Consider the following 22,216-nt stretch of genomic DNA (forward strand, 5'->3'; position numbering starts at 1 on the left):
TTATTGTATTGAAATTTTCTTTTGGAATTGATAATGCTTAAATCCTAAATAAACAGTAGACAGTAAATACATAAAAAGACAGCCCATCGACAGAATAAACAAATTCTGATTGGTTGTATCATTTGGGATAGCATCATTAAAAATGAAAGCTAACCAAATGAAAATAGAAGGAAATCGAGCATCAAATGAATATTTATAAGTAGACGACACTTTTGATTTTGCATTGAAAAATTTAAAAATAAACATCGATAGTATTGTCCCAATATAAGCGTAGAAAAACACTTTTTTAATCCAGATAATAAACTGCAGTTTTGTATTTAAATCCGATACCAATTGAAAACTAAAGAACAATAATGCGGCGATTGTAATTGTTGTAAATATTTCAAGTTTTATTTGATTTCCAAATTTACTCCTTGCTAGTTTAGGATAATAGGTTCTTAGCGAAAAAAAAGCTCTAGTGGGTTCAAATTCGTCATTCCATCTTTCAAAAACTTGATTGTATGTTTCTGGGAATGTTTTTTGGGTGGTTGCCATCTCATATTCAATTTGTGAAGCAATATGATCTAAAACTTCCATTTTCAAATCGTCAAACTTCACCCCTTTTTTAATTAAAGTTTGATTAATACATTCTATTTGTTCGGTGGTTAGTTTCATCTTCAAAAAATTAAAATTCTAATTTTGGACTTGGGTTCACTAAACTCTGCATGTTTCGAATGAAATCTTCGAGTTCTGAGAGTCGGTTTACGGTTTCTTTCTGCCCGGTTTCCGTCAGTTTGTAATATTTACGCATGCGGTTATCCACTTTTTCGATTTCTACGTCCAGCAAACCTTCGGCTTCCAGTTTGTGCAAAGCCGGGTACAAAGCGCCTTCGGTGATGTTGAGTTCGCCTTGTGTAATCGCTTTTACTTTCTGGGTTATTTCATAGCCGTACATCTTGCCGTTTTCCTCCAGCAATTTCATGATAATCGTATTCAGACTTCCTTTGTATAGTTGTGAGTTTTTCATTTTTTTGTACTTGCGAGACACGAAGCGGTCTAATTTTCAAAAACAAATATACATAAGATTATTATACATAATAGTTTTAGGTATTAAAATTTTCAAATATTTTGAATTCAAAAAACCTATTCTGTTTACTATATTTGCAAAAAAAATATCATGTCATCCTTTCTGAAATTAATCATAAAAGAAGTAAAACGCGAAACCAAAGACGCTGTTTCCATACTTTTTAACGTACCTGAAGAATTAAAAGCAAATTATACTTTTGTTGCGGGTCAATATATCAATCTAAAATTAACCTTGGACGGTGAAGAAATTCGTCGTGCGTATTCTATATGCTCAGCTCCTGACAGCGGGGAATTACGCATTGCTGTGAAAGCGGTCGCAAACGGTGCTTTCTCTCAATTTGCTAATACAAAACTCAAATCAGGCGATGTTCTTGAAGTGGGAAAACCGGAAGGAAAATTCACTTTTGAACCACAAGCGGACCGACAAAAAAACTACGCGGCTTTTGCTGCCGGAAGCGGAATCACACCCGTGATGTCTATCCTAAAATCAGTATTGAAAAACGAACCAAAGAGTACTTTTGTATTGGTTTACGGGAACAAAACGCCTGAAGAAACCATCTTTCACCAAGAATTACACGATTTGCAGTTGCAATATGTCGGACGCCTTTTTGTACATTATGTTTACAGTCAAGCCAAAGTAGAACCTGCTTTGTTTGGACGAATTGAGAAATCGACAGTGAATTTTGTTCTGAATAACAAACACAAGGAATTGGAATTTGATAAGTTCTATTTGTGTGGACCAGAAGAAATGATCAATATCGTTTCCGGAGTTTTGAAAGAACATAATGTAAAAGAATCTAATATTAAATTCGAATTATTTGCTTCTTCAACCAAAGAAAATAAAATAGAAAAATCGTTAGGCGGCCATTCAAAAATCACCATCATGGTGGATGACGAGGAAACAACTTTCGAAATGTCACAAAAACAAACCGTTCTTGATGCCGCTTTAAAGCAAGGTATTGATGCTCCGTATTCGTGCCAAGGCGGAATCTGCAGCAGCTGTCTGGCTCGCGTTACCTCCGGAACTGCCGAAATGACTAAAAATTCTATCCTTACCGATAAAGAAATCGCCGATGGACTTATTCTTACCTGTCAAGCGCATCCAACATCTGAAACTATCTATGTAGATTATGATGACGTTTAGGAAATAGTATAAATGATACTGAAAACTTCTCTGAAAAGGGAAGTTTTTTTGTTTTAAGAAAATTTGATTTTTAGTATATTAACGAAACGATTTGATAATCAAGATGCACACCGTTTTTTGTTCACCTTTATGTGTTTTTTCTTATGCATATGGAAGTGAGTGTCTAGCGATCAAAATTGTGCTGAAAACAACAGGAAATTATCAATTAACTTAAAATTGAATACTATGTTTTGGGGAATAGGTTTTATTATTTTTGGAATTATAATTTTGATTTATATGAGAAAAGACATTAGTACAGATTTGCATTTGTCCAAGTTGTTTTCAAAGAACACAAAAACATGGCAAGGAAATCTTGCTGGAATTGTAATGATCCTAATTGGAATCGCTCAAATGATTACTTCTCTATGATGATAAGTTAAATTTTCAAAAAAATATTTCAAATGTTACCAAATTTTGGTACTTTAGTAAAAAATTGAAATCATGGGAAAGAATACATCCGTCTCTTTAGGAAATCATTTTGAAACTTTTGTAGAAAAAAGTATTTCAAAAGGTCGGTTTCAAAATGCAAGTGAGGTAATTCGAGCCGGACTTCGCATGCTAGAAGAGGAAGAAGATAAAGTTTTACTATTAAAAAATGCCATTCAGGAAGGCATTGATAGTGGATTTGCTAAAGACTTTGATCCAAAAAAACACTTAGAAACGTTACAAGCAAAGAAAAAAGCAAATGGCTAAATATTATTTGACCAATTTAGCTGTTAACGATTTAGCTGAAATCTGGGAATACACTTATGAGGAATGGTCAGAAAAACAAGCCAATAAGTATTACAAACTCCTATTAGAATCTTGTCAGGAATTAGCCAATTATCCCAACTTTGGGAAAAATTATGAGTTAATTCAACCTAACTTTTTAGGATTTAAAACCAATCATCACATTATTTTTTATAGAATTATTTCGGTCAAAGAAATAGAAATAATAAGAATTCTTCACGAAAGAATGGATTTGAAATCTAAGCTTTAAACTAAACTTACACTGTAAAAACTATTATTTTAAAATGAAATCCCTTCGAGAAATATTCAAAAACAACCCTTCCCTTCTTGATAAGCCGGAAGTAGCGCAACTTTTGGAATATTGTGAGCAATTACAAGATGAAATCGTAGAATTCAAATTTCAAAAAACAAACAACAAAGAATTAGCGATGCTCGATATGCTCAAAGAAGTCATAAAAGGCTGCAATGCTATCGAGAAAGAACAAGCCGAACACGACCGTTTTGGGTATGATGCTCCAAATTATCAGGAAACCATTTCGAATTTAAAACGGTACATTTTGGTGCGTTGCCGCGATGAGAAAATCTGGCTTTGAATTTTTATACCATTAAGGAATTAAGTTTCATTACTTTTAAAATAACTTAATGCCCTAATGGTTCAAAAGAACTTTTTTATTCTTAAAACTATTGTTTCTGGCAAAATCGTTCGCATGGCATCTTCATAACCTGCAACTTTTTTATTACCATACACCGAAGTTGGTAGTTTAGGATACTGATTCCTATCAGACACCAAAGCATTTTCTAATGGCTGATTAAACGGTAAAAATCCCGCATACGGATGCGTCGCGCCCCAAAGCGTGATGACTTTTACGCCAAGCATGGCTGCAATATGTGCATTTCCAGAATCCATTGAAAGCATTATATCAAGATTACTAATGAGTTGTAATTCCTGCTGAAACTTAATTTTCCCCGCTATATTGATGACGTTTTTCTTATTGGAAGCAAGTGAATCTAAGATTTCAATTTCCTTTTTTCCACCGCCAAAAAGTAAAATGGTATTGGTTTTATCCAAAGCCAATTTATCAATCACTTGTTGCATTAAATCCAACGGATAAACTTTAGAATTGTATTGTGCAAAAGGAGCTATACCTATCAGTTTTTGATGATTTGTTCCAATTAATGCTAAAATTTCCGGGCTCAAAACTGCTTTTTTAAGAAAAACTGCCTGCGATAAATCAACAGTAAAACCAAGTTCTTCAAATACTTTGATGTGTCTTTCAAACATCGTTGGAAGTTGCTGGAACACTTTATTTTCGGGTTGCGTTAATGCTTTTTTCTCTGCTCTTCCTTTAACTACCGAGGCTGTTTTTTTTCCGCTTAAAGCAAAAAGATTTCGGACGATTTTAGAACGTAAAACGTTGTGTAGGTCGGCGAAAGCATCAATTTGTAAAGCTTTCAAATCTTGGAATAAACGCAACAATCCAAGAAATCCTTTGTGCCGTTCTTTTTCATCGAAAGCAAAAAAAGAAAGATTCTGAATTCCTTCAAAAAAGGGTTTGAAAAACGGTCTGGAAATAACCGTGATTTTAACTTGTGAATACTGGTTTACAAAAGCCCGTAAAACAGGAACCGTCATGGCGACATCTCCCATTGCGGAAAGTCTCATGACGGCTATATGTTTGATTTTTTTGGACAATTAATTAATGTTCAAAATATCTTTTACTTTTTGTTTTGATACAAAACAGGATTCAAATCATCATCATTGTACATTTTCATTTGTTTGTACACTTTCATGAATTTATCGCCGTTTGCAATGTCGGTCAACAAATCATCGATTGCAGTAGACAAATCAGTTCTTTGTTCCAATAAAATATTCAACTTTATCTGACATTTATCTCTGTGCTCTTGTGAAGCTTCAGCACGAGTAGCTTCTTCTTGCATGTGGTAAATTTTCAATGCTAATATCGATAATCGGTCAAAAGCCCAAGCCGGACTTTCAGAATTGATTTTTGCATGGTCTTTTACTACAACATGACTGTATTTCTGAAGAAAATAACTGTCAATATATTCCACCATATCCGTGCGTTCCTGATTAGAAGCATCGATTCTTCTTTTCAATGTCAAAGCTGCAACAGGATCAATATTTGGATCACGGATAATATCCTCAAAATGCCATTGAACAGTGTCAATCCAGTTCTTGTGATACAATAAATGTTCGAATTTATCCTTCGGAAAAGGATTATTTATGGGCTGATCAACATTATCAAATTGATGATACTCTTTGATACTTTGTTCGAATACGGCGTACGCTAATTTTGAAAACATATCTTTATATATTAAAAGACAAAGATACTTTTTATACTTTTATACCATAAAAAAATAACTATTAGTTTAATTACAAAAATACAACCATGCAAATTCATTATTTATCGGAAGGGAACAGTATCCTGAATCATTTTTTGGGACAAATACGAAATGTGAATGTTCATAATGACAGCATGCGTTTCCGAAGAAATATTGAACGTATTGGCGAAGTAATGGCGTATGAATTAAGTAAAGAACTGCATTACGCACCCGTTGAAATCAAAACGCCGCTAGGCATTAAAAACACTACTGAGATTAAAGACCAACTAGTTTTGTGTTCTATTCTGAGAGCCGGATTACCCTTACATTTGGGTTTTTTAAATTATTTTGACAATGCCGAAAATGGTTTCGTGTCTGCCTTTAGACATCATCCCAATAATGACGATTACTTTGATATTTTAGTGCAATACCAAGCTCTTGCTGACATCAACGGAAAAAATTTAGTGCTAGTTGATCCCATGCTTGCTACTGGTCAGTCCATAGTTGCGGTGTATAATAAATTAATGAAAAGAGGAACGCCAAAAGAAATACATATTGCCGTTGTGATTGCTGCCCCGGAAGGCATTGCGCATTTAGAAGAATACTTGCCTGAAAACTGTCATCTTTGGGTTGCTTCTTTAGACGAAAAGCTCAATGAACACAGTTACATTGTTCCAGGTTTGGGAGACGCTGGTGATTTAGCCTATGGTGACAAATTATAATTGGCCAAAAAAAGCAAAAAGGCTGCAGGCAATTAGCACAAAAAGTACCATTTCCTGTTTTAATTTTTCTTGAGGTATTTCGATATGACTAGTGGCCATTGTGGCCAATGGCGCAACTGTAAAAACTAATAAATCATTACTTTTGTTAGCAGAAATTACATAAATAACTACGCCGATAAAAAAAGAAGCAATGATTTTTTTGTAGGAAGTATGTAACAATTGTGGTCGGCTTGACAATGTGGCAAACATAGAAATTACAAAAAATAAAGCTACGGTCGCGTAAATGGACAAAGCACCATTTTGATAACTATTTGTAAAATAATCAATGTTAAAATTGATTTTTACACTTTTCAGAATGTATTCAACAACATCTAAATTGAATACTGTTGCAAAAAGCATAAAAATAATTATAGCTATAAAAAAAGCAATGAAAGGTAGTATCCAATTTCTATAATCTCTGGCAACATGAAAAATTATGGATATAAAAACCAACACAATGAAGATTATACTCCAAAAATGAAATAAAGAGGCCAGAAAAATCCATAATGACGCATCAAATATTTTTTCTTTGGACGCTTTCAGCGATTGTAAAGAAATTAACCTTCGAAGCGCTAATAAAATAAAAAAATTAGAAATAATTAAATTTGTATTATCCAGTACCGAAGGAAAAAAAAGTAAAAATAAAAAGTAGAAAAAAATCGTATAACTACTGTCTTTACTAAGTGCATTTCTGCGGGCAATAAAGTCAATTAAGAAAACTGATGCCAACAAAATAATAAATGTTGTTGCTTTTTTAAAAATTAAAAAAGCAGAATTGAACCAAGATAAATCTTGAATTTGATACAATAAAAAGAAAACCAGCATTAAAATTACGACCAATGAAAAATTTAACGGTGTAGATTTTCTAAAAACACTTGTTATCATACGGATATTTTATACTTTTGTGTTCGTAAATATAATACTTGTTTAAAAAGTAAACTCTCCAAGTTCAAAAAAGATACTCTTTTTTAAGATTCCAAGTTCCTTAAGACAATTAATAAATTAATCTTATACATTATGAAATCATTTTTCGAAGGAATACAATACTTATTTGTAAATATTTTATTTGCTCCTCTAGACTTTTTACGCTCATTAGAGCTATCTTCTTGGTTTGTTGCAAATACAATCAACTGGATTTTTATGATTATCTGCGCTTCAGCGATGGTATATTGGATCAAACAATTGAAAATTTTTGAAGACGCTGGTACTGAGAAGCAAGATACTACCGCTCACTCTTTCTTAAAATAATATTTGAAAAAAAAGTGAACGATAATTGGAAACTATTTTAAGTCGTTTCCAATATCTTTTCTAAAATACATCTTATCAAAATGTAGCTTTTCTATATTTTGATAAGATTTTTTTATGGCCTCTTCAAAATCATTTCCGTACGAAGTTATGGTTAAAACTCTTCCGCCATTAGAAACAACATTTCCGTTTTCTAGTTTTGTTCCTGCATGAAACACAATTGAATCTTGAATATGATCTAATCCAGAAATCACTTTTCCTTTTTCGAATTCCTCCGGATACCCGCCAGACACAACCATAATTGTTGTTGCGCTTCTTTCATCAATCTCCAAATTAATTTCGTCTAGTTTTTCATTGGCAACAGCCAAAAACAACTCTACTAAATCCGTTTTTAATCTCGGGATAACCACTTCGGTTTCCGGATCGCCCATTCGCACATTATATTCAATTACAATTGGCTCGTTATTAACATTGATTAACCCAATGAAAACAAAGCCTTTGTATGGAATTCCATCTTTTTGAAAACCATCAATTGTAGGTTTTACGATGCGTGTTTCAATTTTTTCCATCAATACAGCATCAACATAGGGAACTGGTGATACGGCTCCCATTCCGCCTGTATTTAATCCTGTGTCGCCTTCGCCAATGCGTTTATAATCTTTGGCAGTTGGCAATATTTTGTAGTTTTTTCCATCTGTAAGAATGAAACAGCTTAATTCTATTCCGTCAAGGAATTCTTCGATAACAACTTTAGAACTGGCGTCACCAAATTTTTGATGTACGAGCATGTTTCTTAATTCTTCTTTGGCTTCCGCCAAATCCTGAATGATCAAAACTCCTTTTCCAGCGGCTAAACCATCTGCTTTTAAAACATAAGGGGGCTGCAATGTTTCCAGGAATTCACATCCTTTTTCTACTGTTTCAGCAGTGAAACTATCGTAAGCGGCAGTTGGAATGTTATGTTTGATTAGAAATTCTTTAGCAAATTCTTTACTACCTTCCAATTGTGCACCCATTTTTGATGGACCGATAACCGGAATATGACTTAATTCGGTATCGTTTAGAAAGTAATCATAAATCCCTTTTACCAAAGGATCTTCTGGTCCTACGACAACCATGGCTACTTTTTCTTGAATTACGAAAGCTTTTACAGCTTCAAAATCAGTTGGACTGATAGCAACATTAGTAGCTATAGAAGCCGTACCCGCATTTCCAGGTGCTACAAAAAGTGTGTCGCATAGCGGACTTTGAATCATTTTCCATGCAAAAGCATGTTCTCTTCCGCCTGAACCCAGTAGTAAAATTGTCATGTGTAGTTGTGTTTAGTTGTGCTGCAAAAATAATTGCTTTTGAACTTAAAAAATAATTAATTCTCAAAAAGTTGTTGGTTCTCCATCATTAGTTGTTGGTAAATATTATTTTTGGTGGAATATACCTCTAACATGTTTCGACTATTCGACTTATCGCTACAAATAAATGGTTTCCCAATGCGGGAAGCCAAAGCCGAATTGCGGAAAATTGTAGCTTTATCTGAAAAAGAACATAAAGTTTTTATTGAAAACAAAAAAGTGGAAATTGTCGATTTTTATTTGCAAAACAATCCTTTTTACAAAGATTTAGTCGGTATTACAACTTTTACCAACTGGGAAGATTTACCCATTTTGAATAAGAAAAATTTACAAAAACCATTACTGGAAAGGCTTTCAGAAGGCTATTCCGCTAAAAACAGTTACGTCAATAAAACATCCGGTTCAAGCGGAACTCCCTTTGTTTTTGCCAAAGATAAATACTGCCATGCGTTAACTTGGGCTTCAAATATATACCGTTTTGGTTGGTATGGAATTGATTTTAATACCTCCTACCAAGCCCGATTTTATGGAATTCCAATGGATTTTATTGGAAACAAAAAAGAACGTTTCAAGGATTTTTTGAGCCATCGGTTTCGCTTCTCCATTTTCGATTTATCCGATGCTGTTTTAGAAAAAATTCTGAAAAAATTCCAAAATAATAAATTCGATTACATCAATGGGTATACGAGTTCCATTGTTTTGTTTGCCAAATTTTTACAAAAGAAAAACATCGTATTAAATACAATTTGTCCAAGTTTAAAAGTATGTATGGTAACTTCTGAAATGCTTTTTGAAGACGACAAACTTCTTTTAGAAAAACAATTTGGTATTCCTATTGTCAATGAATATGGTGCTTCTGAACTGGATTTGATTGCTTTTGAAAATCCTCAATACGAATGGCAAGTCAATTCGGAAACGTTGTTTGTGGAAATTTTGGATGATAATAATAAAGCAGTTCCAAATGGTACTTCGGGTCGAATCGTGATTACTTCGTTGTTCAATAAAGCGCATCCATTCATACGCTATGACATTGGTGATATTGGAATTTTGGATGAAAAAAGTACGTTACAAAAAACCATTCTCAAGAAATTAATAGGACGAACCAATGATGTTGCCATTTTACCCAGCGGGAAAAAATCACCTGGACTTACCTTTTATTATGTGACAAAAAGCATCATCGAAGACGACGGAAATGTAAAAGAATTTGTGATAAAACAAACCAAAATAGATACTTTTGAAATTGAATATGTGAGCGAAACCGAATTAAATTTGGAACAAATTGAAAAAATTGAAAAAGCGATAACACTTTATTTAGAAAATGATTTGGTGTTCATTTTCCATAAAAAAGAAAAATTAGAACGAAACAAAAGCGGAAAATTAAAACAATTTGTTTCATTTGTAAAATAACATTATGAAAATCACAATAGTTGCTGGTGCAAGACCCAATTTTGTAAAAATCGCCCCCATTATCAAAGCGATAGAGAAAAAACAAGCCGAAGGTGCGAAAATCTCCTATCGATTGGTGCATACTGGACAACATTATGACAAAAACCTCAGCGATACATTTTTTGGAGAATTAAATATTCCTGAGCCGAATGTAAATTTAGAGGTGAAAAGCGGCTCACAATCAATACAAACTGCTGCAATAATGGTTGCTTTTGAACAAGAATTACTGCAAAATCCATGTGATTTAGTTTTGGTGGTTGGCGATGTCAACTCGACTATGGCCTGTGCGATTGTTGCAAAAAAATTAAATATCAAAGTAATTCATGTAGAGGCTGGTATTCGTTCAGGTGATATGACAATGCCCGAGGAAATCAATCGAATTGTTACGGATAGTATAACCGATTATTTTTTTACAACCTCAATTTGGGCAGGAGAAAATTTGTTAAAATATGGGGCAGATTCTTCTAATATTCATTTTGTTGGAAATGTAATGATAGACACTTTATATCAGAACCTCAATCGCATTTCAGCACCAATTTTTTGGAATGAATTCAATTTAGAAACCAAGAATTACATCATTTTGACTTTACACCGCCCTTCGAATGTTGATGAAGAGCAATCATTGATTCAACTTTTGCAAGGAATTGATAAAATGGTTGGTGATAAAAAAGTAATTTTCCCTATCCATCCGAGAACAAAAGCGATTTTAGGTGAAACTAATTTAAACTTAAAAAACATACTATTTGTTGAACCACAAGGTTATTTGAATTTTATGTTTTTAATCAAAAACAGTTTTGCTGTCATTACAGATTCTGGTGGAATTTCAGAAGAAACTACGGTTTTAGGAATTCCCTGTTTTACCATGCGAAATAATACTGAAAGACCTGAAACGGAAACCATAGGCACGAATACTTTAGTTGGCACATCGATTTATAATCTAAACAAAATGTTTGGAGAATTTCTTCAAAATGGTCCTCGAAAAGCAGGAATTCCTGAACTTTGGGACGGTAACGCTTCTGAACGAATAATTGATATTTTATTTTCAAAAAAATAATGGAAGAAATCCTCATCATATCAAATTATTATCCGCCAGAGAAAGGGGCTGCAGCAAATAGAATCGAGCAGCTGGCTTTAAAATTACATCAAAATAAGTATACAGTGTCTGTAATTTGTCCTTTAGGTAATTATCCCAAAGGCGAACTGTTTCCGGAATACAAAGGCAAGTTTTTTGTTACTGAAAATCTACAAAATATTCTTGTAAAACGTCTTTGGATTTATCCAAGCAACAGTAAAAATATAATCAAAAGACTGCTATCGGTTTTATCCTTTTCTTTGGGCTTATTTCTTTACTTATTGTTTCAAAAAACACCACAAAAAGTAGTGGTGCAATCCCCGCCGTTACTGCTTTCGTTTATTTCAGTTTTTGTTCTTTCACTGGAGCGAAAAAAAATTATTCTGAATGTTTCTGATTTATGGCCATTGGCTGCCGTTGAATTAAATGCTTTAAAAGCCAATTCATTTTCGCATCGTGTTTCTTTATTTTTAGAACGTTTTATCTACAAAAAAGCAAGTTTAATTTTAGGTCAATCCAACGAAATTATTACTCATATCCAATCTATTTCCCCTGAAAAAAAATGTTTTTTATATCGCAATTTTCCAGACCACAAAACGATTGAAATGGATTTGGAAACCCGAGAAAACGAACCTATTAAAATATTCTATGCCGGTCTTTTTGGTGTGGCACAAGGTGTTTTAGAAATGTGCCAAAAAATCAATTTAGAAGGCTTAAATATCGAGTTACACCTATTTGTGATGGTGCTGAAAAAAAACAAATTGAAGCGCTGATTCAGTCCAGAGCAGACAAGAAAATTTTCTTTTATGGAATGTTAGAACGTAAAGCTTTACACGAAAAATTAAAATCGTTTGATATCACAATAGTTCCTTTAAAGACCAGAATTTACGGTTCTGTTCCTTCTAAAATTTTTGAGTATGGCGCATTGGGATTTCCAGTTTTATACTTTGGTGGTGGTGAAGGTGAAACCATAACTGAAAAACATAATTTAGGCTGGGTGGCCAAAGTAGGAAACTATGATGATTTGAACGAGAAACTGCAAACCATTTCAAATATTCAAAAAGCAGAATTGGATTTAATGAAAAAACGAATTTTTAATGACGTTCAAACTTCGTTTAATCTTAATACACAAATAGAAGATTTAATTCGACAAAATGTTTTCTAGTAGGCTTTTTCTTCTCCTTTAAAAATATTGATAACCGTTTGGAAAATTATTTTTAAATCTAAAATTAAAGACCAATTTTCAATATAAAAAACATCAAATTTTATTCTATTAATCATATCGTCTTCCGTTTGAATTTCACCACGGAACCCATTAACCTGGGCTAATCCAGTAATCCCTGGTTTAACACAATGCCTCACCATATATTTTTTAACTTTATTTCCATAAACTTTATTTTGAGCCCAAAGATGCGGTCTTGGACCTACTACTGACATGTCACCCAATAAAACATTTAGAAATTGAGGCATTTCATCTAAGCTTGTTTTTCTCATAAACCCTCCTATTTTGGTAACGCGAGGATCATTTTTAGAGGCTTCTTTTTCAGTTGTTATATTGATTTTCATAGAACGAAATTTATAACATAAAAATTCATTTTCATCAATTCCTGGTCTTCCTTGTTTAAAAAAAACCGGACCTCTGGATTCTAATTTTATTAAAATTGCTAATAAAGGAATTAGCCAGGACAAGAGACCGATAATAATTGCAATTGAAAAAACAATGTCAAAAACCCTTTTGAATATCATTGTAGCAGGCTCATGGAGCATAGTTTTTTTCAGCGATAGAACCGGGAAAAATTCGTAATAGTCAATTTTTAAATTTTTAGAAAAAATCTCTTTTGTATCTGGTATAAATTTTATCTTTTTATAATTTTCATCAGCAAAATCAATTAAATCTTTCAAGTTTTCATCTGAAATTTCATTCAAAGAGCAATAAATTTCATCGACAGAATTTTCTATAACAAAAGGTTTCAAATCTACCAATTTCCCTGTAATATTTTGATTTGATTTCTTATCTGAAAAATAGCCTAAAAAACGATAGCCATAATCACTTCTTGTTTCAAAAAGATTTTTTAATGCTATAGCCTCCGGAGTATAACCAATTATGACAGCGTTTCTATAATTACTTCCTGTTATTATTCTATATTCTTTTAAATAATAAAACAATAAAAATTTTGAAATAGTAATCAGTAGCATAACGGAGAATATAAACATCGCAACTATTATTCCGTTAAAAACAACTTGTTTTGAAAACGGAAAAAAAGCAATGGTTATTAAAAGGAATAAAACGCCTTGCTTTACTATTTTTGAGATTATTTCAAGTGGAGTTGTAAAGCGATATATCTCGTAGAATCTTATAAAAAAAGCAACTGTAATCCACCCAAATGACTGATAAACAAGAAAGCGCTCAATGTTAAAATTAAGGTCCTTGAAGAAGAAAAAACCAAGAATCAAAATAACAATTAGGTCTATTGAAATACTAATGGGTCTAATGTATTTTGAATATCTTCCTGTTTGAGATGCCGTCATATTTGATGAATGAATTCCATTACTCCTCTCGTTACCAATAATTTAAAAACGAATATAAAATTATGTTATTCTTTTGTTATTTAATGTAACCTGAAAAATCTTTATGTTCTTCTTTAGAAAGTTCTTCTTTGGACAACGATTTGAAATAGTCGTAAGTGATTTTCATTCCCTCGGCACGACCGATTTTGGCTTCCCATCCAAGCAGTTCTTTTGCCTTTGTAATATCAGGCTGACGCTGTAAAGGATCATTTACAGGTAAAGGATGATATACTACTTTTTGATTGGTTCCCGTGAGTTTTATAATTTCTTCTGCAAAATCCTTGATGGTGATTTCATCCGGATTTCCAATGTTTACCGGATACACATAATCAGAATGCAATAATCTAAAAATACCTTCTACCTGATCATCTACATAACAAAACGAACGGGTTTGCATTCCGTCCCCAAAAATAGTTAAGTCTTCCCCACGAATTGCCTGACCTATAAAAGCTGGAATAACGCGACCGTCATTAAGACGCATTCTTGGACCATACGTATTAAAAATTCTAACAATTCTGGTTTCTACGCCATGAAAGGTATGATACGCCATGGTTATGGATTCCTGAAAACGTTTCGCTTCGTCATATACACCTCTCGGTCCTATCGTGTTTACATTGCCATAATATTCTTCCGTTTGCGGATGAACCAATGGATCTCCATATACTTCAGAAGTTGATGCAATAAGGATTCTTGCATTTTTTACCCTTGCCAAACCTAAAAGATTGTGCGTTCCAAGAGAACCCACTTTTAAGGTTTGTATCGGGATTTTTAAATAATCTATTGGGCTTGCAGGCGAAGCAAAATGAAGGATATAATCTAGTTGACCCGGAACATGTACAAATTTTGTAATATCATGATGATAAAATTCAAAATTCTCCAGTTTGAAAAGATGCTCAATGTTTTTTAAATCTCCCGTGATGAGATTATCCATACCAATTACAAAATAACCTTCTTTGATAAAACGGTCACAAAGATGTGATCCTAAAAATCCTGCGGCTCCGGTGATAAGTATTCTTTTCATATTGATTTTATAGTTTGGATATCATAGAAGTAATTTATTAAAAACAAATAATTAATTCTACACTACCACTCTCTTTAACCTCACAGAGAGGATTCTGTCAAAAATAAACTTATCGTTAGGATTGTGAAAGAAATATAAGCAAAATCTTTTTTTTCATAACCGTTTATGTTCAATTATTGGTTAAGCAATTTAAATTATTCAATTTTTTCTAAAACAAATACATTATTGAAATAAGCTGTTTTATCAATTGGCAATACTAAACTGAAAAGCACTCCAAAAAAATTGAAAAAGATGATAAAAGGAATTAGAAAAACCTGTCTTAAGTTTTTATTTTTAGGGAGTATATTCTTTATGTAATTTAAATTGAACTGAAAAATAACTTCAATATAATTTCCTGTTTTAAAATTATCAACCACTTTGAAACCATTTTTTTGATACAAATATTTTAACGCCGGTGTTGTATATCTTGCAAAATCATAGGGCATTTCGTGTTCTTCCCACATAAAAGGAGTCGTTATTAGAGCCGTTCCATTTTTCTTTAATACTCTATTAAATTCCTTTAATAATTCTTCGATATTAAAGACATGTTCTAAAACCTCGGTGCACAAAAGAGAATCGAACCGTTCGTTTTCAAATGGAATTTTTTTGCCATCATAAAATTTATCTACTTCATTATAATTTTGTTCTCTTCCTTCAATCTTATAATCTACACCAATATATTCCTTTACATTTACAAATAGATTTTTATAAGGCTTCGTTCCACAACCAAAATCTAACAAAGAACCATTAAGTTTATCAGCATTATTTTTTATGGCGCTTCGAATTGATTTCCGAATCAGAAAATTATAATTAATGAAAAACCCAATAATCCCTGGATGAAATTTTTCTTTTTTAATCTTTTGTTTGATGAGCTCTTTATACATTAACTTTTTTTCAATATTATTCTAAATAGATGGATTCCAGTTCAGAAATATTCTCTTTAATATTGTAGTTTTCGGAATACGAATTAAACGCATTTTTTGACAACTTATCCAATAATTTTTTATCACTCAATAGCTTCAAAATTTTACTTTTAAAACCCTTTATATCTTCATTATCAACAACAAATCCATTATAATTATCTACAATCAAATCTTTATTTCCATCACAATTAGTAACTACACAAGCTTTAGATAATGCTAAACTTTCAATAATAGAATACGGCATTCCCTCATATCTGGATGTTGAAATATAAAATTTAGATTGATTAATTATATGAAATACATCGGTTCTTTCTGTCCAATTTAAAAGCGTTACATAATCGGTCATGTCTAATTCCTGAATCAACTTTTTAACGGATTCTAACTGGCCTGATACCGGGCCAACTCCCATTAGGATTAAATGAATTTTAGCTTCTTTATTAACTTCATGCATCACCCGTATCATTTGTTCAATATTTTTTTGATATGATGGACGCCCAACGGTACAAATGTAATCTTCACGCCACTTTTTAGGAATGGTTAAGGGTTGTATTTTAGTTATTGGTTCAATGCAATTATTGAAAACTATCGCATTTTCTGGTTTATAACCAACTTCTTCTATGGCACGCTTTTTCTCGGATGCTGATGTGGCAAGCAGTAGATTATTTCCATTGGCAAGCAGCTTTTCAATACTCAAAAAAAGGCTTTTTTTCAGACTATTTTGTGTACTCAAATAAGAGAAAGCGTGTGGCGTATAAATCACTTTTATTCCTAATAATCTTCCTGTAATTCGGCCTACAATTCCACCTTTAGCGCTGTGTGCGTGTATTAGATTTGGCTTTTCTTTTTTTAGAATTTTATACGTTTGAAATAATGATCTAATATCATAGAATATTGAAATATCTCTAAAAATAGAAACTTTATATTCTTTTATTGTATTCCCGTTTTTATCAAAAAAAGGTTTTTCCGTGTCTTTAGTTCCATGAATAACAATGTTTTCATACGAATCAGTATTCATATTTTCTAAAACAAGTCTCAAATACACATCGACTCCTCCTATAGAATGCAATAAATGAACTATCTTTTTTTTTGCCATTTTTTTGATGTAAAAGAATAATAATCATTCGCTATTCTTTGCTCATTTAATAATATAAATCAAATGTATTACAAATTTAATAATTACAAAGTAATGATGTAAATTATCTCATTAGCATCTATTTTAAAAAATATTCCTACTACATATAACTTCTATTAAATTTCTTTGATTAAAAAAAATAACGATATTTACGGAAATTTTGATTTCTATCATTTAAAATAAATTCAAATGAAAAAAACGTTTATGATTGCGACTCTAGTTGCTTTATTTTCATTGTCTTGTGGAAACAAGAAAGAGGAAACGACACAGCAAGATACCATTCAGGAAGTAGTGCCAGTAGCGACTAATGAAGTACAAGTTGAAGTTAGTGACTTTGACCGTTACGAAGGCAAAATTGTTTTGGGAACTAATGGTCAATGGTATTTAATAAAAGAAGGCGCTCGTTGGAGAACTAATTCTGTGGCTGCTACAGATGATTATATCAAAACGCTTCCTCCAGGAAAAGATTATGTGGTGAAAAATGTGCCAATGGAAACTTTGCAACAATTTTCTGAGGTTGGAGAAATATTCCCTCATTTAGAATTTAAAAAAGATGTAATTAAGACCGCTAAATAAGCGGTTTTTTTTTATTCTAAAATATTACGCAACAATGATTTTTTTCTTTTGTTGAAGCCAATAACTGGCAAATATAGAAATCCATAACCCGCTGAACACAATTCCATCAAAACGAAGGAGAAAGTCATCTGTAAAGTTTGAAATAAAAAACAATAAAAAGAAGGAAATTATAACTGCATTTTTTGTTTTAAATCCCAAAAAAGCAATAAATCCAATATAAAGTAAAGCCACAATTGATCCCAATATTCCAAATTTTAGTAAATAATCTAAAAATTGATTGTGTGTTGGAAACTCATATTTTGCCAGAAATATTTGATTCGTTTCTTTAAAATACTTTACTAGTTCTATCTTCCCGTCCGATGCTCCCACACCAAAAGGAAGATTTTTAAGAGACAATTCCCAAGCTGATTTCCAAATGGACAATCGGGTCACAAACGAACTGTAAACGGCGATTTCTGGATGATCTATTTCATCTAATTTCCCCACTTTGTCCATATTCGAAAAAATCTGGGTCGAATACTTTTCTTTCATGTAAGGATCCTTTTGAAGGAACAAAAATAAAATGGAACCAATCAAAACCAGTGCTATTATTGCTCTTTTGAAAAAAACTTTAGAAATTAACCTTTTGGAAATTTGAAAATATCCAACCGTCATAAAACCAACCAAAGTGGCTAGCAATGCCATTCTGGTATTCACGTATAAAACAAAGAAGAAGGAGAGAATAAAAAGTGTCCAATTTCCAAATTTAAACCATTTACCTTTCATTTTTTTTGAAGTATCAAACAAAAAATAAAGATTAGAAAAAGCAACAAAAGCCAAATGCATATTGAGCGCAGGCGCGTGAATCCCAATACCATTCGAAAACACATAACCCATTTCCCAAAGATCAATTCCATTTAGGTATTTGAAAAAATGCCAAGGATCCAAAAGTATAAAACGGACAAAAAAGAAGCACATAATAACTGTTGTGCCCACGCAATACGCTTTTAAAATTTGAAGAAATTGAATACGTTGGTAATTCCCTATTATAAATAGCGGAAAAAAGAGCAGTGAAAGACTTTTCTCCAGTGATTTGAGACCTAGGGCGTATGAATCATTATTTCCAAAAAACAGTATTTCCGTCAAAAACGGAGCTGCTATTACCAACATAATTGGCAATTGGCTTTTTGAAATTTTTATTTTTTTTAAAAATAACAAATTTAAAACTACAAAAATGATCAAAAAAATAGTGCACAGTTTTCTGAAAATTAAGGTAATAGCAATTAAAAATAAAAATACGTTAAATACTTTGTCGAATGTCTTTTCTGAAATATTCATAATACAGTGCAAAATATATTAAAGGAAAAAGTCCTATTTTATGTCGGACGGAAGTGCCTAAATCGGGTTCAAATATGCCTTGAACTATAAAATAAGCAAATAAAATTAATAAAGTCCACAACTCAAATTGATATTGTTTTCTGTTTTTTAAACATCTGGAAAATCGAACAAATAAAATATAAAAAATCAATAATTGCCAAATTACAAAAGCCAGCACTTGCGGAGATAAAACATGTTTTATTGCCTCAACTACAGGGACATTTACAGCCATAAAACCATAAACAATTCCAAATGCTTCACCGTACCATGAATCTTGAGAAATTGGCGACACGATTGCTGTGTTTATGCTATTTTTATTTGCATTAGTGACATAATCTTCCCTTGTTTGTTTAGAAATATACTCTCCTCTTATAACGCCATGACTTAGCGATAAAAAAATGGCAATCAGTAATCCATAAAAAATAGTAGAAAATGTTTTGTTCTCAAATTTGATAAATGATACTAAATACATTCCTACCGCGAATATTGGCATTAAAAGATAATACGGCCTGAAAAATGAAAAACAAGCTATTAAAAAAAGTGAAAAAACAATTTTAAATATTGGTTTTCTATTGGACTGAAATATAAAAGGAATGGTACAGAACATCAAAAATGTTATAAATTCCTTAGTGGGCATAGACATATATATTCCTGAAAGCAGCAACGCAATATAGACCAAAACGTTTTTTACATTCAGCTTATGGAAGTTAGAAGGAACACCTATTTTATATAAAATATAAGTTATTATAGGAAATTGAATCAGGGCAATAAGAAAAAAAGGAAGATGCCGTAAGCCCGTAAGTTTGTAAAACATAATCGCAAACGGATAACTGCCTAACCACCCAATTTCATGACCTTTATCAAATACGATTATTACCGTATCATTAAAATATCTTTCCGGCAAAATATAAGGCGTCAAAAAGGCAATTATTAAATTACAAAAAAACAACCCTATAAATACTGCCTTATTTTTTTTAACTAGTGTTTGCATCTTTGCTTTTTATAGGAAAATCTTATTTTGTTTGTGAACAATCATATGAAAAAAGTCTTGTTTTACGCCTATTCTAATGAAATAGAACTACCAACTTGTCTTTTTTATAAATAATTATTGCTGTAACTATGTTCCAAAAAAGTAAACTCGAAACAAAAGCAATTGCCGCTCCGGTAAGAGAATATATTGGAATTAATATAATATTTAGAATTAAATTGACCAGAACTGCAAAGATTAAGACAATTTGAAATATACTCTGTCTTCCCGTCATATTCAAATATATAGCAGATACTCCAAAAAAGGAAGCCATTAATTGTCCCATCATTAATATAAGAAGCGCCTGTTTCCCTTGTATGTAATTTTCTCCAAAGAAATATAAAATATTTTCGGAAAACAAACAAACAAATAATACCACCGGTACTGTCAACAAAACAATTATTCTGGCACTGTGTTTCAGGGCTTTTAATAGTTCTGTGCGATTCTTGTCTGTATAAAGTTGTGCGATTTTTAAAGAAACAGAAATATAAACGGAGTTGTTAATCATAAACAAAATCGAAACTAACTTCATTGCAACAGCATAATAAGCTACGGTTTCATCGCCTTTAAATTTTTTCAAAAAAACCACATCAAAAGTCATCATCAAGAAAATAGCTAAATTACTTATAGCCATGGGGTATGATTTGTGAGCAATAAAAGAGTACGAAAAAGAATTGGTGTCATTTAGCAGTATCGAATCGTCTTTCTGCTTTTTGAAAAGCTTAAAAATAATAATTGTTGTTATTATCGAAAGTGCCAAAAATCCAATCAAAAAAGTATCAACTAAATAGGTTTCCTGATGATAATAAAACAAAACGACTGCTCCAATAATAACAGAAACATACTTGAACGTATTTCTAAATAATTCGGCCATATAAATTTTGTCTAATGCTCGAATTGTTTCTGTATTAAATAAGGTTACCGAATAGAAAAATAACGCAATAATTGCCTTAGCCATCAGCAAATAAGTGCTTTTATCATTAAAAAAAACAGCAATTCTATTTGGTCCAATGCTAAAAAATACAATTAATACCAGTAAACACAGCATAAAAATAAGCACTACAATCTTTTTATAAATTGCCTTTAGTTTTTGGGTTTCATTAGTGCTTTTTAAAATTCCAGTAAAATACAAAATGGATTGATCCGTACCCAAAACACAAATACTGCTCAGTACTAATAAAACCATCCTAATAAAGTCATATTGACCAATGATTTTTGGGTCGTAATTATGCGTTAAAAACAATGAAAATCCAAAAAGAGTAACTACACCTAAAATTCTTAAAAACATCGTTTTTAAACTCTGTAAAACAAATGGATTTTTTTTTATTTTATTGAAACCCATATTGATTTTTTTTTCAAAAATTTAGGAATTTATATTTATCTAATTAATTAGATCCCTTTTGATTTTCTCATTTGATTTTTATAATACCCTAAAAATAAAGAAATTAAAATAAAAGAAAGCAAAAATAAAACAGGAAAAACCAATTTTAACTTTCCATTGACTGAGCTCGTATTTTCAATATTCAATGTTGTACTATTGTCTTTTACAATTTTATCTAATCCAACTAATTCTACTCTATGAATTCCTTGTTCATTAATTAAAATTTCTTTAGTTTTAATAACATCGTTAAGCTGTGTGTTTTCATTGTAATAAACCAATTTGTCACTTTTCTGAGCGCCATTTACCATGCTAGAAAATCCATTCAAGACACCATTTATTTGTGAAATAATAGTGTCATTTTGAATCATTTTTACTTGGATATTATTTACCGTTTCTTTTTGGATTTTTTTATAGTAATCCGTTTCGTTTAAATAATTTAAAATAGGTTGAACAGTTCCGGTATTGTGTATTTGTTTTTTGGTTTTAAAAGTAATCGTATGCAAAGTGTAATTCTTACTTGTCAAATTATCTTCGAGGATTTTTTTTATATCTCCGCCTTCAGCCATCAACTTAATTAATTCAAAGTTCTCTGCCTTGTTTTCAATGAATTTGTAAACATCAGTAATGGGTTTAATTTCAATTTTAATAATTTCTTTAGCCTTTTTATCCCTACAATTTCTTTCAGAAAAACGGTATCCCGCTCTTTAATTTTAGATTCAATCAAGTCAATTTTTGAATATAAATAATCAGTGCTTTCAAAATTTGGGGTAACTATTATTTGATGATTATAGATTTTTTTTGTCACATCTAAATAAAACCCTAATCCAACTCCAATTACCAACAAAATTGAAATTACAATCGCATTTTTTACAAAAAACTGAATACAGTTAAATAAAAACGTATTAATATTTTCAAAAAAACTTCCTATTTTTTTTGAAACGTGATTCAAATCAATTTCTTGATCCTCTTGGTTATTGGGTTGGTTATTGTTCATCCTATGTTT

General features: G+C 31.7%; 27 protein-coding genes. 12 read left to right on the forward strand and 15 right to left on the reverse strand.

From position 1 onward, the window contains the following. Together AC0J6S_RS04450 and AC0J6S_RS04455 are read right to left on the reverse strand one after the other, a co-directional pair. Complete coding sequence (locus AC0J6S_RS04450; protein ID WP_474955617.1) at nucleotides 1–654, reverse strand: hypothetical protein; 654 nt, start codon at nucleotides 652–654, stop codon at nucleotides 1–3. A 10-nt stretch (nucleotides 655–664) separates the two neighbouring features. Next, on the reverse strand, nucleotides 665–1,006 hold the full coding sequence (locus tag AC0J6S_RS04455; RefSeq protein WP_091166558.1) for a PadR family transcriptional regulator: 342 nt from the start codon (nucleotides 1,004–1,006) through the stop codon (nucleotides 665–667). 150 nt (nucleotides 1,007–1,156) lie between these two features. Between AC0J6S_RS04455 and AC0J6S_RS04460 the strand changes: the two genes are divergently transcribed. The 5 genes from AC0J6S_RS04460 (at nucleotide 1,157) to AC0J6S_RS04480 (ending at nucleotide 3,570) form a co-directional block, all read left to right on the forward strand. Further along, a complete protein-coding gene (locus AC0J6S_RS04460) occupies nucleotides 1,157–2,209 on the forward strand; it encodes a 2Fe-2S iron-sulfur cluster-binding protein (protein ID WP_474955618.1) in 1,053 nt (350 codons plus the stop codon). Between the two features lie 225 nt (nucleotides 2,210–2,434). Further along, on the forward strand, nucleotides 2,435–2,617 hold the full coding sequence (locus AC0J6S_RS04465) for a hypothetical protein (RefSeq protein ID WP_474955619.1): 183 nt from the start codon (nucleotides 2,435–2,437) through the stop codon (nucleotides 2,615–2,617). Nucleotides 2,618–2,689: 72 nt separating this feature from the next. Then, nucleotides 2,690–2,941 carry a type II toxin-antitoxin system ParD family antitoxin gene (locus AC0J6S_RS04470; RefSeq protein ID WP_474955620.1) on the forward strand — a complete coding sequence of 84 codons (252 nt, stop codon included), beginning with the start codon at nucleotides 2,690–2,692 and terminating at the stop codon, nucleotides 2,939–2,941. Then, on the forward strand, nucleotides 2,934–3,227 hold the full coding sequence (locus AC0J6S_RS04475; RefSeq protein ID WP_474955621.1) for a type II toxin-antitoxin system RelE/ParE family toxin: 294 nt from the start codon (nucleotides 2,934–2,936) through the stop codon (nucleotides 3,225–3,227). Before AC0J6S_RS04470 ends, AC0J6S_RS04475 begins: the two co-directional genes overlap by 8 nt. A 34-nt stretch (nucleotides 3,228–3,261) precedes the next feature. Beyond that, the gene (locus tag AC0J6S_RS04480; RefSeq protein ID WP_474955622.1) at nucleotides 3,262–3,570 is read left to right on the forward strand and encodes a hypothetical protein; all 309 of its coding nucleotides are present in this window, start codon (nucleotides 3,262–3,264) and stop codon (nucleotides 3,568–3,570) included. 62 nt (nucleotides 3,571–3,632) lie between these two features. Here the strand turns inward: AC0J6S_RS04480 and AC0J6S_RS04485 are convergent, their stop codons facing one another. Further along, the gene (locus AC0J6S_RS04485) at nucleotides 3,633–4,640 is read right to left on the reverse strand and encodes a glycosyltransferase family 9 protein (RefSeq protein WP_474955623.1); all 1,008 of its coding nucleotides are present in this window, start codon (nucleotides 4,638–4,640) and stop codon (nucleotides 3,633–3,635) included. A 53-nt stretch (nucleotides 4,641–4,693) separates the two neighbouring features. Then, nucleotides 4,694–5,299, reverse strand: a complete 606-nt coding sequence (locus AC0J6S_RS04490) for a DUF4254 domain-containing protein (RefSeq protein WP_474955624.1) — start codon at nucleotides 5,297–5,299, stop codon at nucleotides 4,694–4,696. A gap of 86 nt (nucleotides 5,300–5,385) precedes the next feature. Here AC0J6S_RS04490 and upp point away from each other — a divergent pair, with 86 nt between their 5' ends. After that, on the forward strand, nucleotides 5,386–6,039 hold the full coding sequence (upp, locus tag AC0J6S_RS04495; RefSeq protein ID WP_474955625.1) for a uracil phosphoribosyltransferase: 654 nt from the start codon (nucleotides 5,386–5,388) through the stop codon (nucleotides 6,037–6,039). On the opposite strand, the gene AC0J6S_RS04500 is transcribed toward upp, so the two are convergent. Further along, the gene (locus AC0J6S_RS04500; RefSeq protein WP_474955626.1) at nucleotides 6,034–6,963 is read right to left on the reverse strand and encodes a DUF6427 family protein; all 930 of its coding nucleotides are present in this window, start codon (nucleotides 6,961–6,963) and stop codon (nucleotides 6,034–6,036) included. The two genes, upp and AC0J6S_RS04500, sit on opposite strands and share 6 nt — an antisense overlap. Before the next feature lie 132 nt (nucleotides 6,964–7,095). Here AC0J6S_RS04500 and AC0J6S_RS04505 point away from each other — a divergent pair, with 132 nt between their 5' ends. Beyond that, entirely contained in the window at nucleotides 7,096–7,326 is a 231-nt protein-coding gene (locus tag AC0J6S_RS04505) for a DUF6341 family protein (protein ID WP_073353823.1), read from the forward strand. A 32-nt stretch (nucleotides 7,327–7,358) separates the two neighbouring features. Here the strand turns inward: AC0J6S_RS04505 and purD are convergent, their stop codons facing one another. Continuing rightward, the gene (gene purD, locus AC0J6S_RS04510) at nucleotides 7,359–8,633 is read right to left on the reverse strand and encodes a phosphoribosylamine--glycine ligase (protein ID WP_474955627.1); all 1,275 of its coding nucleotides are present in this window, start codon (nucleotides 8,631–8,633) and stop codon (nucleotides 7,359–7,361) included. 132 nt (nucleotides 8,634–8,765) lie between these two features. Between purD and AC0J6S_RS04515 the strand changes: the two genes are divergently transcribed. From AC0J6S_RS04515 to AC0J6S_RS04530, 4 genes are read left to right on the forward strand one after another with little or no spacing between them, the layout of a single operon-like run. After that, nucleotides 8,766–10,079, forward strand: coding sequence for a phenylacetate--CoA ligase family protein (locus tag AC0J6S_RS04515; RefSeq protein ID WP_474955628.1), 1,314 nt, complete (start codon nucleotides 8,766–8,768; stop codon nucleotides 10,077–10,079). A 4-nt stretch (nucleotides 10,080–10,083) separates the two neighbouring features. After that, nucleotides 10,084–11,172, forward strand: a complete 1,089-nt coding sequence (wecB, locus tag AC0J6S_RS04520; protein WP_474955629.1) for a non-hydrolyzing UDP-N-acetylglucosamine 2-epimerase — start codon at nucleotides 10,084–10,086, stop codon at nucleotides 11,170–11,172. After that, nucleotides 11,172–11,963 carry a glycosyltransferase family protein gene (locus AC0J6S_RS04525; protein ID WP_474955630.1) on the forward strand — a complete coding sequence of 264 codons (792 nt, stop codon included), beginning with the start codon at nucleotides 11,172–11,174 and terminating at the stop codon, nucleotides 11,961–11,963. The genes wecB and AC0J6S_RS04525 overlap by 1 nt, the downstream gene beginning before the upstream one ends. Continuing rightward, on the forward strand, nucleotides 11,879–12,355 hold the full coding sequence (locus tag AC0J6S_RS04530) for a glycosyltransferase (protein ID WP_474955631.1): 477 nt from the start codon (nucleotides 11,879–11,881) through the stop codon (nucleotides 12,353–12,355). The genes AC0J6S_RS04525 and AC0J6S_RS04530 overlap by 85 nt, the downstream gene beginning before the upstream one ends. Here AC0J6S_RS04530 and AC0J6S_RS04535 read toward each other — a convergent pair. From AC0J6S_RS04535 to AC0J6S_RS04550, 4 genes are all read right to left on the reverse strand, one after another. Next, entirely contained in the window at nucleotides 12,352–13,644 is a 1,293-nt protein-coding gene (locus tag AC0J6S_RS04535; RefSeq protein WP_474955632.1) for an undecaprenyl-phosphate glucose phosphotransferase, read from the reverse strand. The two genes, AC0J6S_RS04530 and AC0J6S_RS04535, sit on opposite strands and share 4 nt — an antisense overlap. 151 nt (nucleotides 13,645–13,795) lie before the next feature. Continuing rightward, nucleotides 13,796–14,779, reverse strand: coding sequence for a UDP-glucuronic acid decarboxylase family protein (locus tag AC0J6S_RS04540; RefSeq protein ID WP_474955633.1), 984 nt, complete (start codon nucleotides 14,777–14,779; stop codon nucleotides 13,796–13,798). 194 nt (nucleotides 14,780–14,973) lie between these two features. Beyond that, a complete protein-coding gene (locus AC0J6S_RS04545) occupies nucleotides 14,974–15,702 on the reverse strand; it encodes a class I SAM-dependent methyltransferase (protein ID WP_474955634.1) in 729 nt (242 codons plus the stop codon). 16 nt (nucleotides 15,703–15,718) lie between these two features. Continuing rightward, a complete protein-coding gene (locus AC0J6S_RS04550; protein WP_474955635.1) occupies nucleotides 15,719–16,834 on the reverse strand; it encodes a glycosyltransferase in 1,116 nt (371 codons plus the stop codon). A 228-nt stretch (nucleotides 16,835–17,062) separates the two neighbouring features. On the opposite strand from AC0J6S_RS04550, the gene AC0J6S_RS04555 reads away from it, so the two are divergent. Beyond that, the gene (locus tag AC0J6S_RS04555; RefSeq protein ID WP_474955636.1) at nucleotides 17,063–17,449 is read left to right on the forward strand and encodes a hypothetical protein; all 387 of its coding nucleotides are present in this window, start codon (nucleotides 17,063–17,065) and stop codon (nucleotides 17,447–17,449) included. 24 nt (nucleotides 17,450–17,473) lie between these two features. Here AC0J6S_RS04555 and AC0J6S_RS04560 read toward each other — a convergent pair whose 3' ends face one another. The 5 genes from AC0J6S_RS04560 to AC0J6S_RS04580 form a co-directional block, all read right to left on the reverse strand. Beyond that, entirely contained in the window at nucleotides 17,474–18,598 is a 1,125-nt protein-coding gene (locus AC0J6S_RS04560; protein WP_474955637.1) for an O-antigen ligase family protein, read from the reverse strand. Nucleotides 18,599–18,728: 130 nt separating this feature from the next. Then, on the reverse strand, nucleotides 18,729–19,796 hold the full coding sequence (locus tag AC0J6S_RS04565; protein ID WP_474955638.1) for a hypothetical protein: 1,068 nt from the start codon (nucleotides 19,794–19,796) through the stop codon (nucleotides 18,729–18,731). A gap of 73 nt (nucleotides 19,797–19,869) precedes the next feature. After that, entirely contained in the window at nucleotides 19,870–21,174 is a 1,305-nt protein-coding gene (locus tag AC0J6S_RS04570) for an MATE family efflux transporter (protein WP_474955639.1), read from the reverse strand. A gap of 47 nt (nucleotides 21,175–21,221) precedes the next feature. Next, entirely contained in the window at nucleotides 21,222–21,779 is a 558-nt protein-coding gene (locus AC0J6S_RS04575) for a hypothetical protein (RefSeq protein WP_474955640.1), read from the reverse strand. 8 nt (nucleotides 21,780–21,787) lie between these two features. Next, nucleotides 21,788–22,207, reverse strand: a complete 420-nt coding sequence (locus AC0J6S_RS04580) for a hypothetical protein (protein WP_474955641.1) — start codon at nucleotides 22,205–22,207, stop codon at nucleotides 21,788–21,790. Nucleotides 22,208–22,216: the final 9 nt, after the last annotated feature.

It is taken from the genome of Flavobacterium sp. TS_SC_5 (assembly GCF_056156265.1).

What these genes read in the sequence shown, in the direction of transcription:
- AC0J6S_RS04545 (WP_474955634.1), bottom strand. Translation starts at nt 15,702, where the DNA reads ATGTATAAAGAGCTCATCAAACAAAAGATTAAAAAAGAAAAATTTCAT.
- AC0J6S_RS04580 (WP_474955641.1), bottom strand. Translation starts at nt 22,207, where the DNA reads ATGAACAATAACCAACCCAATAACCAAGAGGATCAAGAAATTGATTTG.
- AC0J6S_RS04540 (WP_474955633.1), bottom strand. Translation starts at nt 14,779, where the DNA reads ATGAAAAGAATACTTATCACCGGAGCCGCAGGATTTTTAGGATCACAT.
- AC0J6S_RS04500 (WP_474955626.1), bottom strand. Translation starts at nt 6,963, where the DNA reads ATGATAACAAGTGTTTTTAGAAAATCTACACCGTTAAATTTTTCATTG.
- AC0J6S_RS04450 (WP_474955617.1), bottom strand. Translation starts at nt 654, where the DNA reads ATGAAACTAACCACCGAACAAATAGAATGTATTAATCAAACTTTAATT.
- AC0J6S_RS04515 (WP_474955628.1), top strand. Translation starts at nt 8,766, where the DNA reads ATGTTTCGACTATTCGACTTATCGCTACAAATAAATGGTTTCCCAATG.
- AC0J6S_RS04575 (WP_474955640.1), bottom strand. Translation starts at nt 21,779, where the DNA reads ATGGCTGAAGGCGGAGATATAAAAAAAATCCTCGAAGATAATTTGACA.
- AC0J6S_RS04555 (WP_474955636.1), top strand. Translation starts at nt 17,063, where the DNA reads ATGAAAAAAACGTTTATGATTGCGACTCTAGTTGCTTTATTTTCATTG.
- AC0J6S_RS04480 (WP_474955622.1), top strand. Translation starts at nt 3,262, where the DNA reads ATGAAATCCCTTCGAGAAATATTCAAAAACAACCCTTCCCTTCTTGAT.
- AC0J6S_RS04460 (WP_474955618.1), top strand. Translation starts at nt 1,157, where the DNA reads ATGTCATCCTTTCTGAAATTAATCATAAAAGAAGTAAAACGCGAAACC.
- AC0J6S_RS04490 (WP_474955624.1), bottom strand. Translation starts at nt 5,299, where the DNA reads ATGTTTTCAAAATTAGCGTACGCCGTATTCGAACAAAGTATCAAAGAG.
- AC0J6S_RS04560 (WP_474955637.1), bottom strand. Translation starts at nt 18,598, where the DNA reads ATGTTGGTAATAGCAGCTCCGTTTTTGACGGAAATACTGTTTTTTGGA.
- AC0J6S_RS04455 (WP_091166558.1), bottom strand. Translation starts at nt 1,006, where the DNA reads ATGAAAAACTCACAACTATACAAAGGAAGTCTGAATACGATTATCATG.
- AC0J6S_RS04465 (WP_474955619.1), top strand. Translation starts at nt 2,435, where the DNA reads ATGTTTTGGGGAATAGGTTTTATTATTTTTGGAATTATAATTTTGATT.
- AC0J6S_RS04485 (WP_474955623.1), bottom strand. Translation starts at nt 4,640, where the DNA reads ATGAGACTTTCCGCAATGGGAGATGTCGCCATGACGGTTCCTGTTTTA.
- AC0J6S_RS04470 (WP_474955620.1), top strand. Translation starts at nt 2,690, where the DNA reads ATGGGAAAGAATACATCCGTCTCTTTAGGAAATCATTTTGAAACTTTT.
- AC0J6S_RS04550 (WP_474955635.1), bottom strand. Translation starts at nt 16,834, where the DNA reads ATGGCAAAAAAAAAGATAGTTCATTTATTGCATTCTATAGGAGGAGTC.
- AC0J6S_RS04505 (WP_073353823.1), top strand. Translation starts at nt 7,096, where the DNA reads ATGAAATCATTTTTCGAAGGAATACAATACTTATTTGTAAATATTTTA.
- wecB (WP_474955629.1), top strand. Translation starts at nt 10,084, where the DNA reads ATGAAAATCACAATAGTTGCTGGTGCAAGACCCAATTTTGTAAAAATC.
- AC0J6S_RS04475 (WP_474955621.1), top strand. Translation starts at nt 2,934, where the DNA reads ATGGCTAAATATTATTTGACCAATTTAGCTGTTAACGATTTAGCTGAA.
- AC0J6S_RS04565 (WP_474955638.1), bottom strand. Translation starts at nt 19,796, where the DNA reads ATGCAAACACTAGTTAAAAAAAATAAGGCAGTATTTATAGGGTTGTTT.
- purD (WP_474955627.1), bottom strand. Translation starts at nt 8,633, where the DNA reads ATGACAATTTTACTACTGGGTTCAGGCGGAAGAGAACATGCTTTTGCA.
- AC0J6S_RS04570 (WP_474955639.1), bottom strand. Translation starts at nt 21,174, where the DNA reads ATGGGTTTCAATAAAATAAAAAAAAATCCATTTGTTTTACAGAGTTTA.
- upp (WP_474955625.1), top strand. Translation starts at nt 5,386, where the DNA reads ATGCAAATTCATTATTTATCGGAAGGGAACAGTATCCTGAATCATTTT.
- AC0J6S_RS04525 (WP_474955630.1), top strand. Translation starts at nt 11,172, where the DNA reads ATGGAAGAAATCCTCATCATATCAAATTATTATCCGCCAGAGAAAGGG.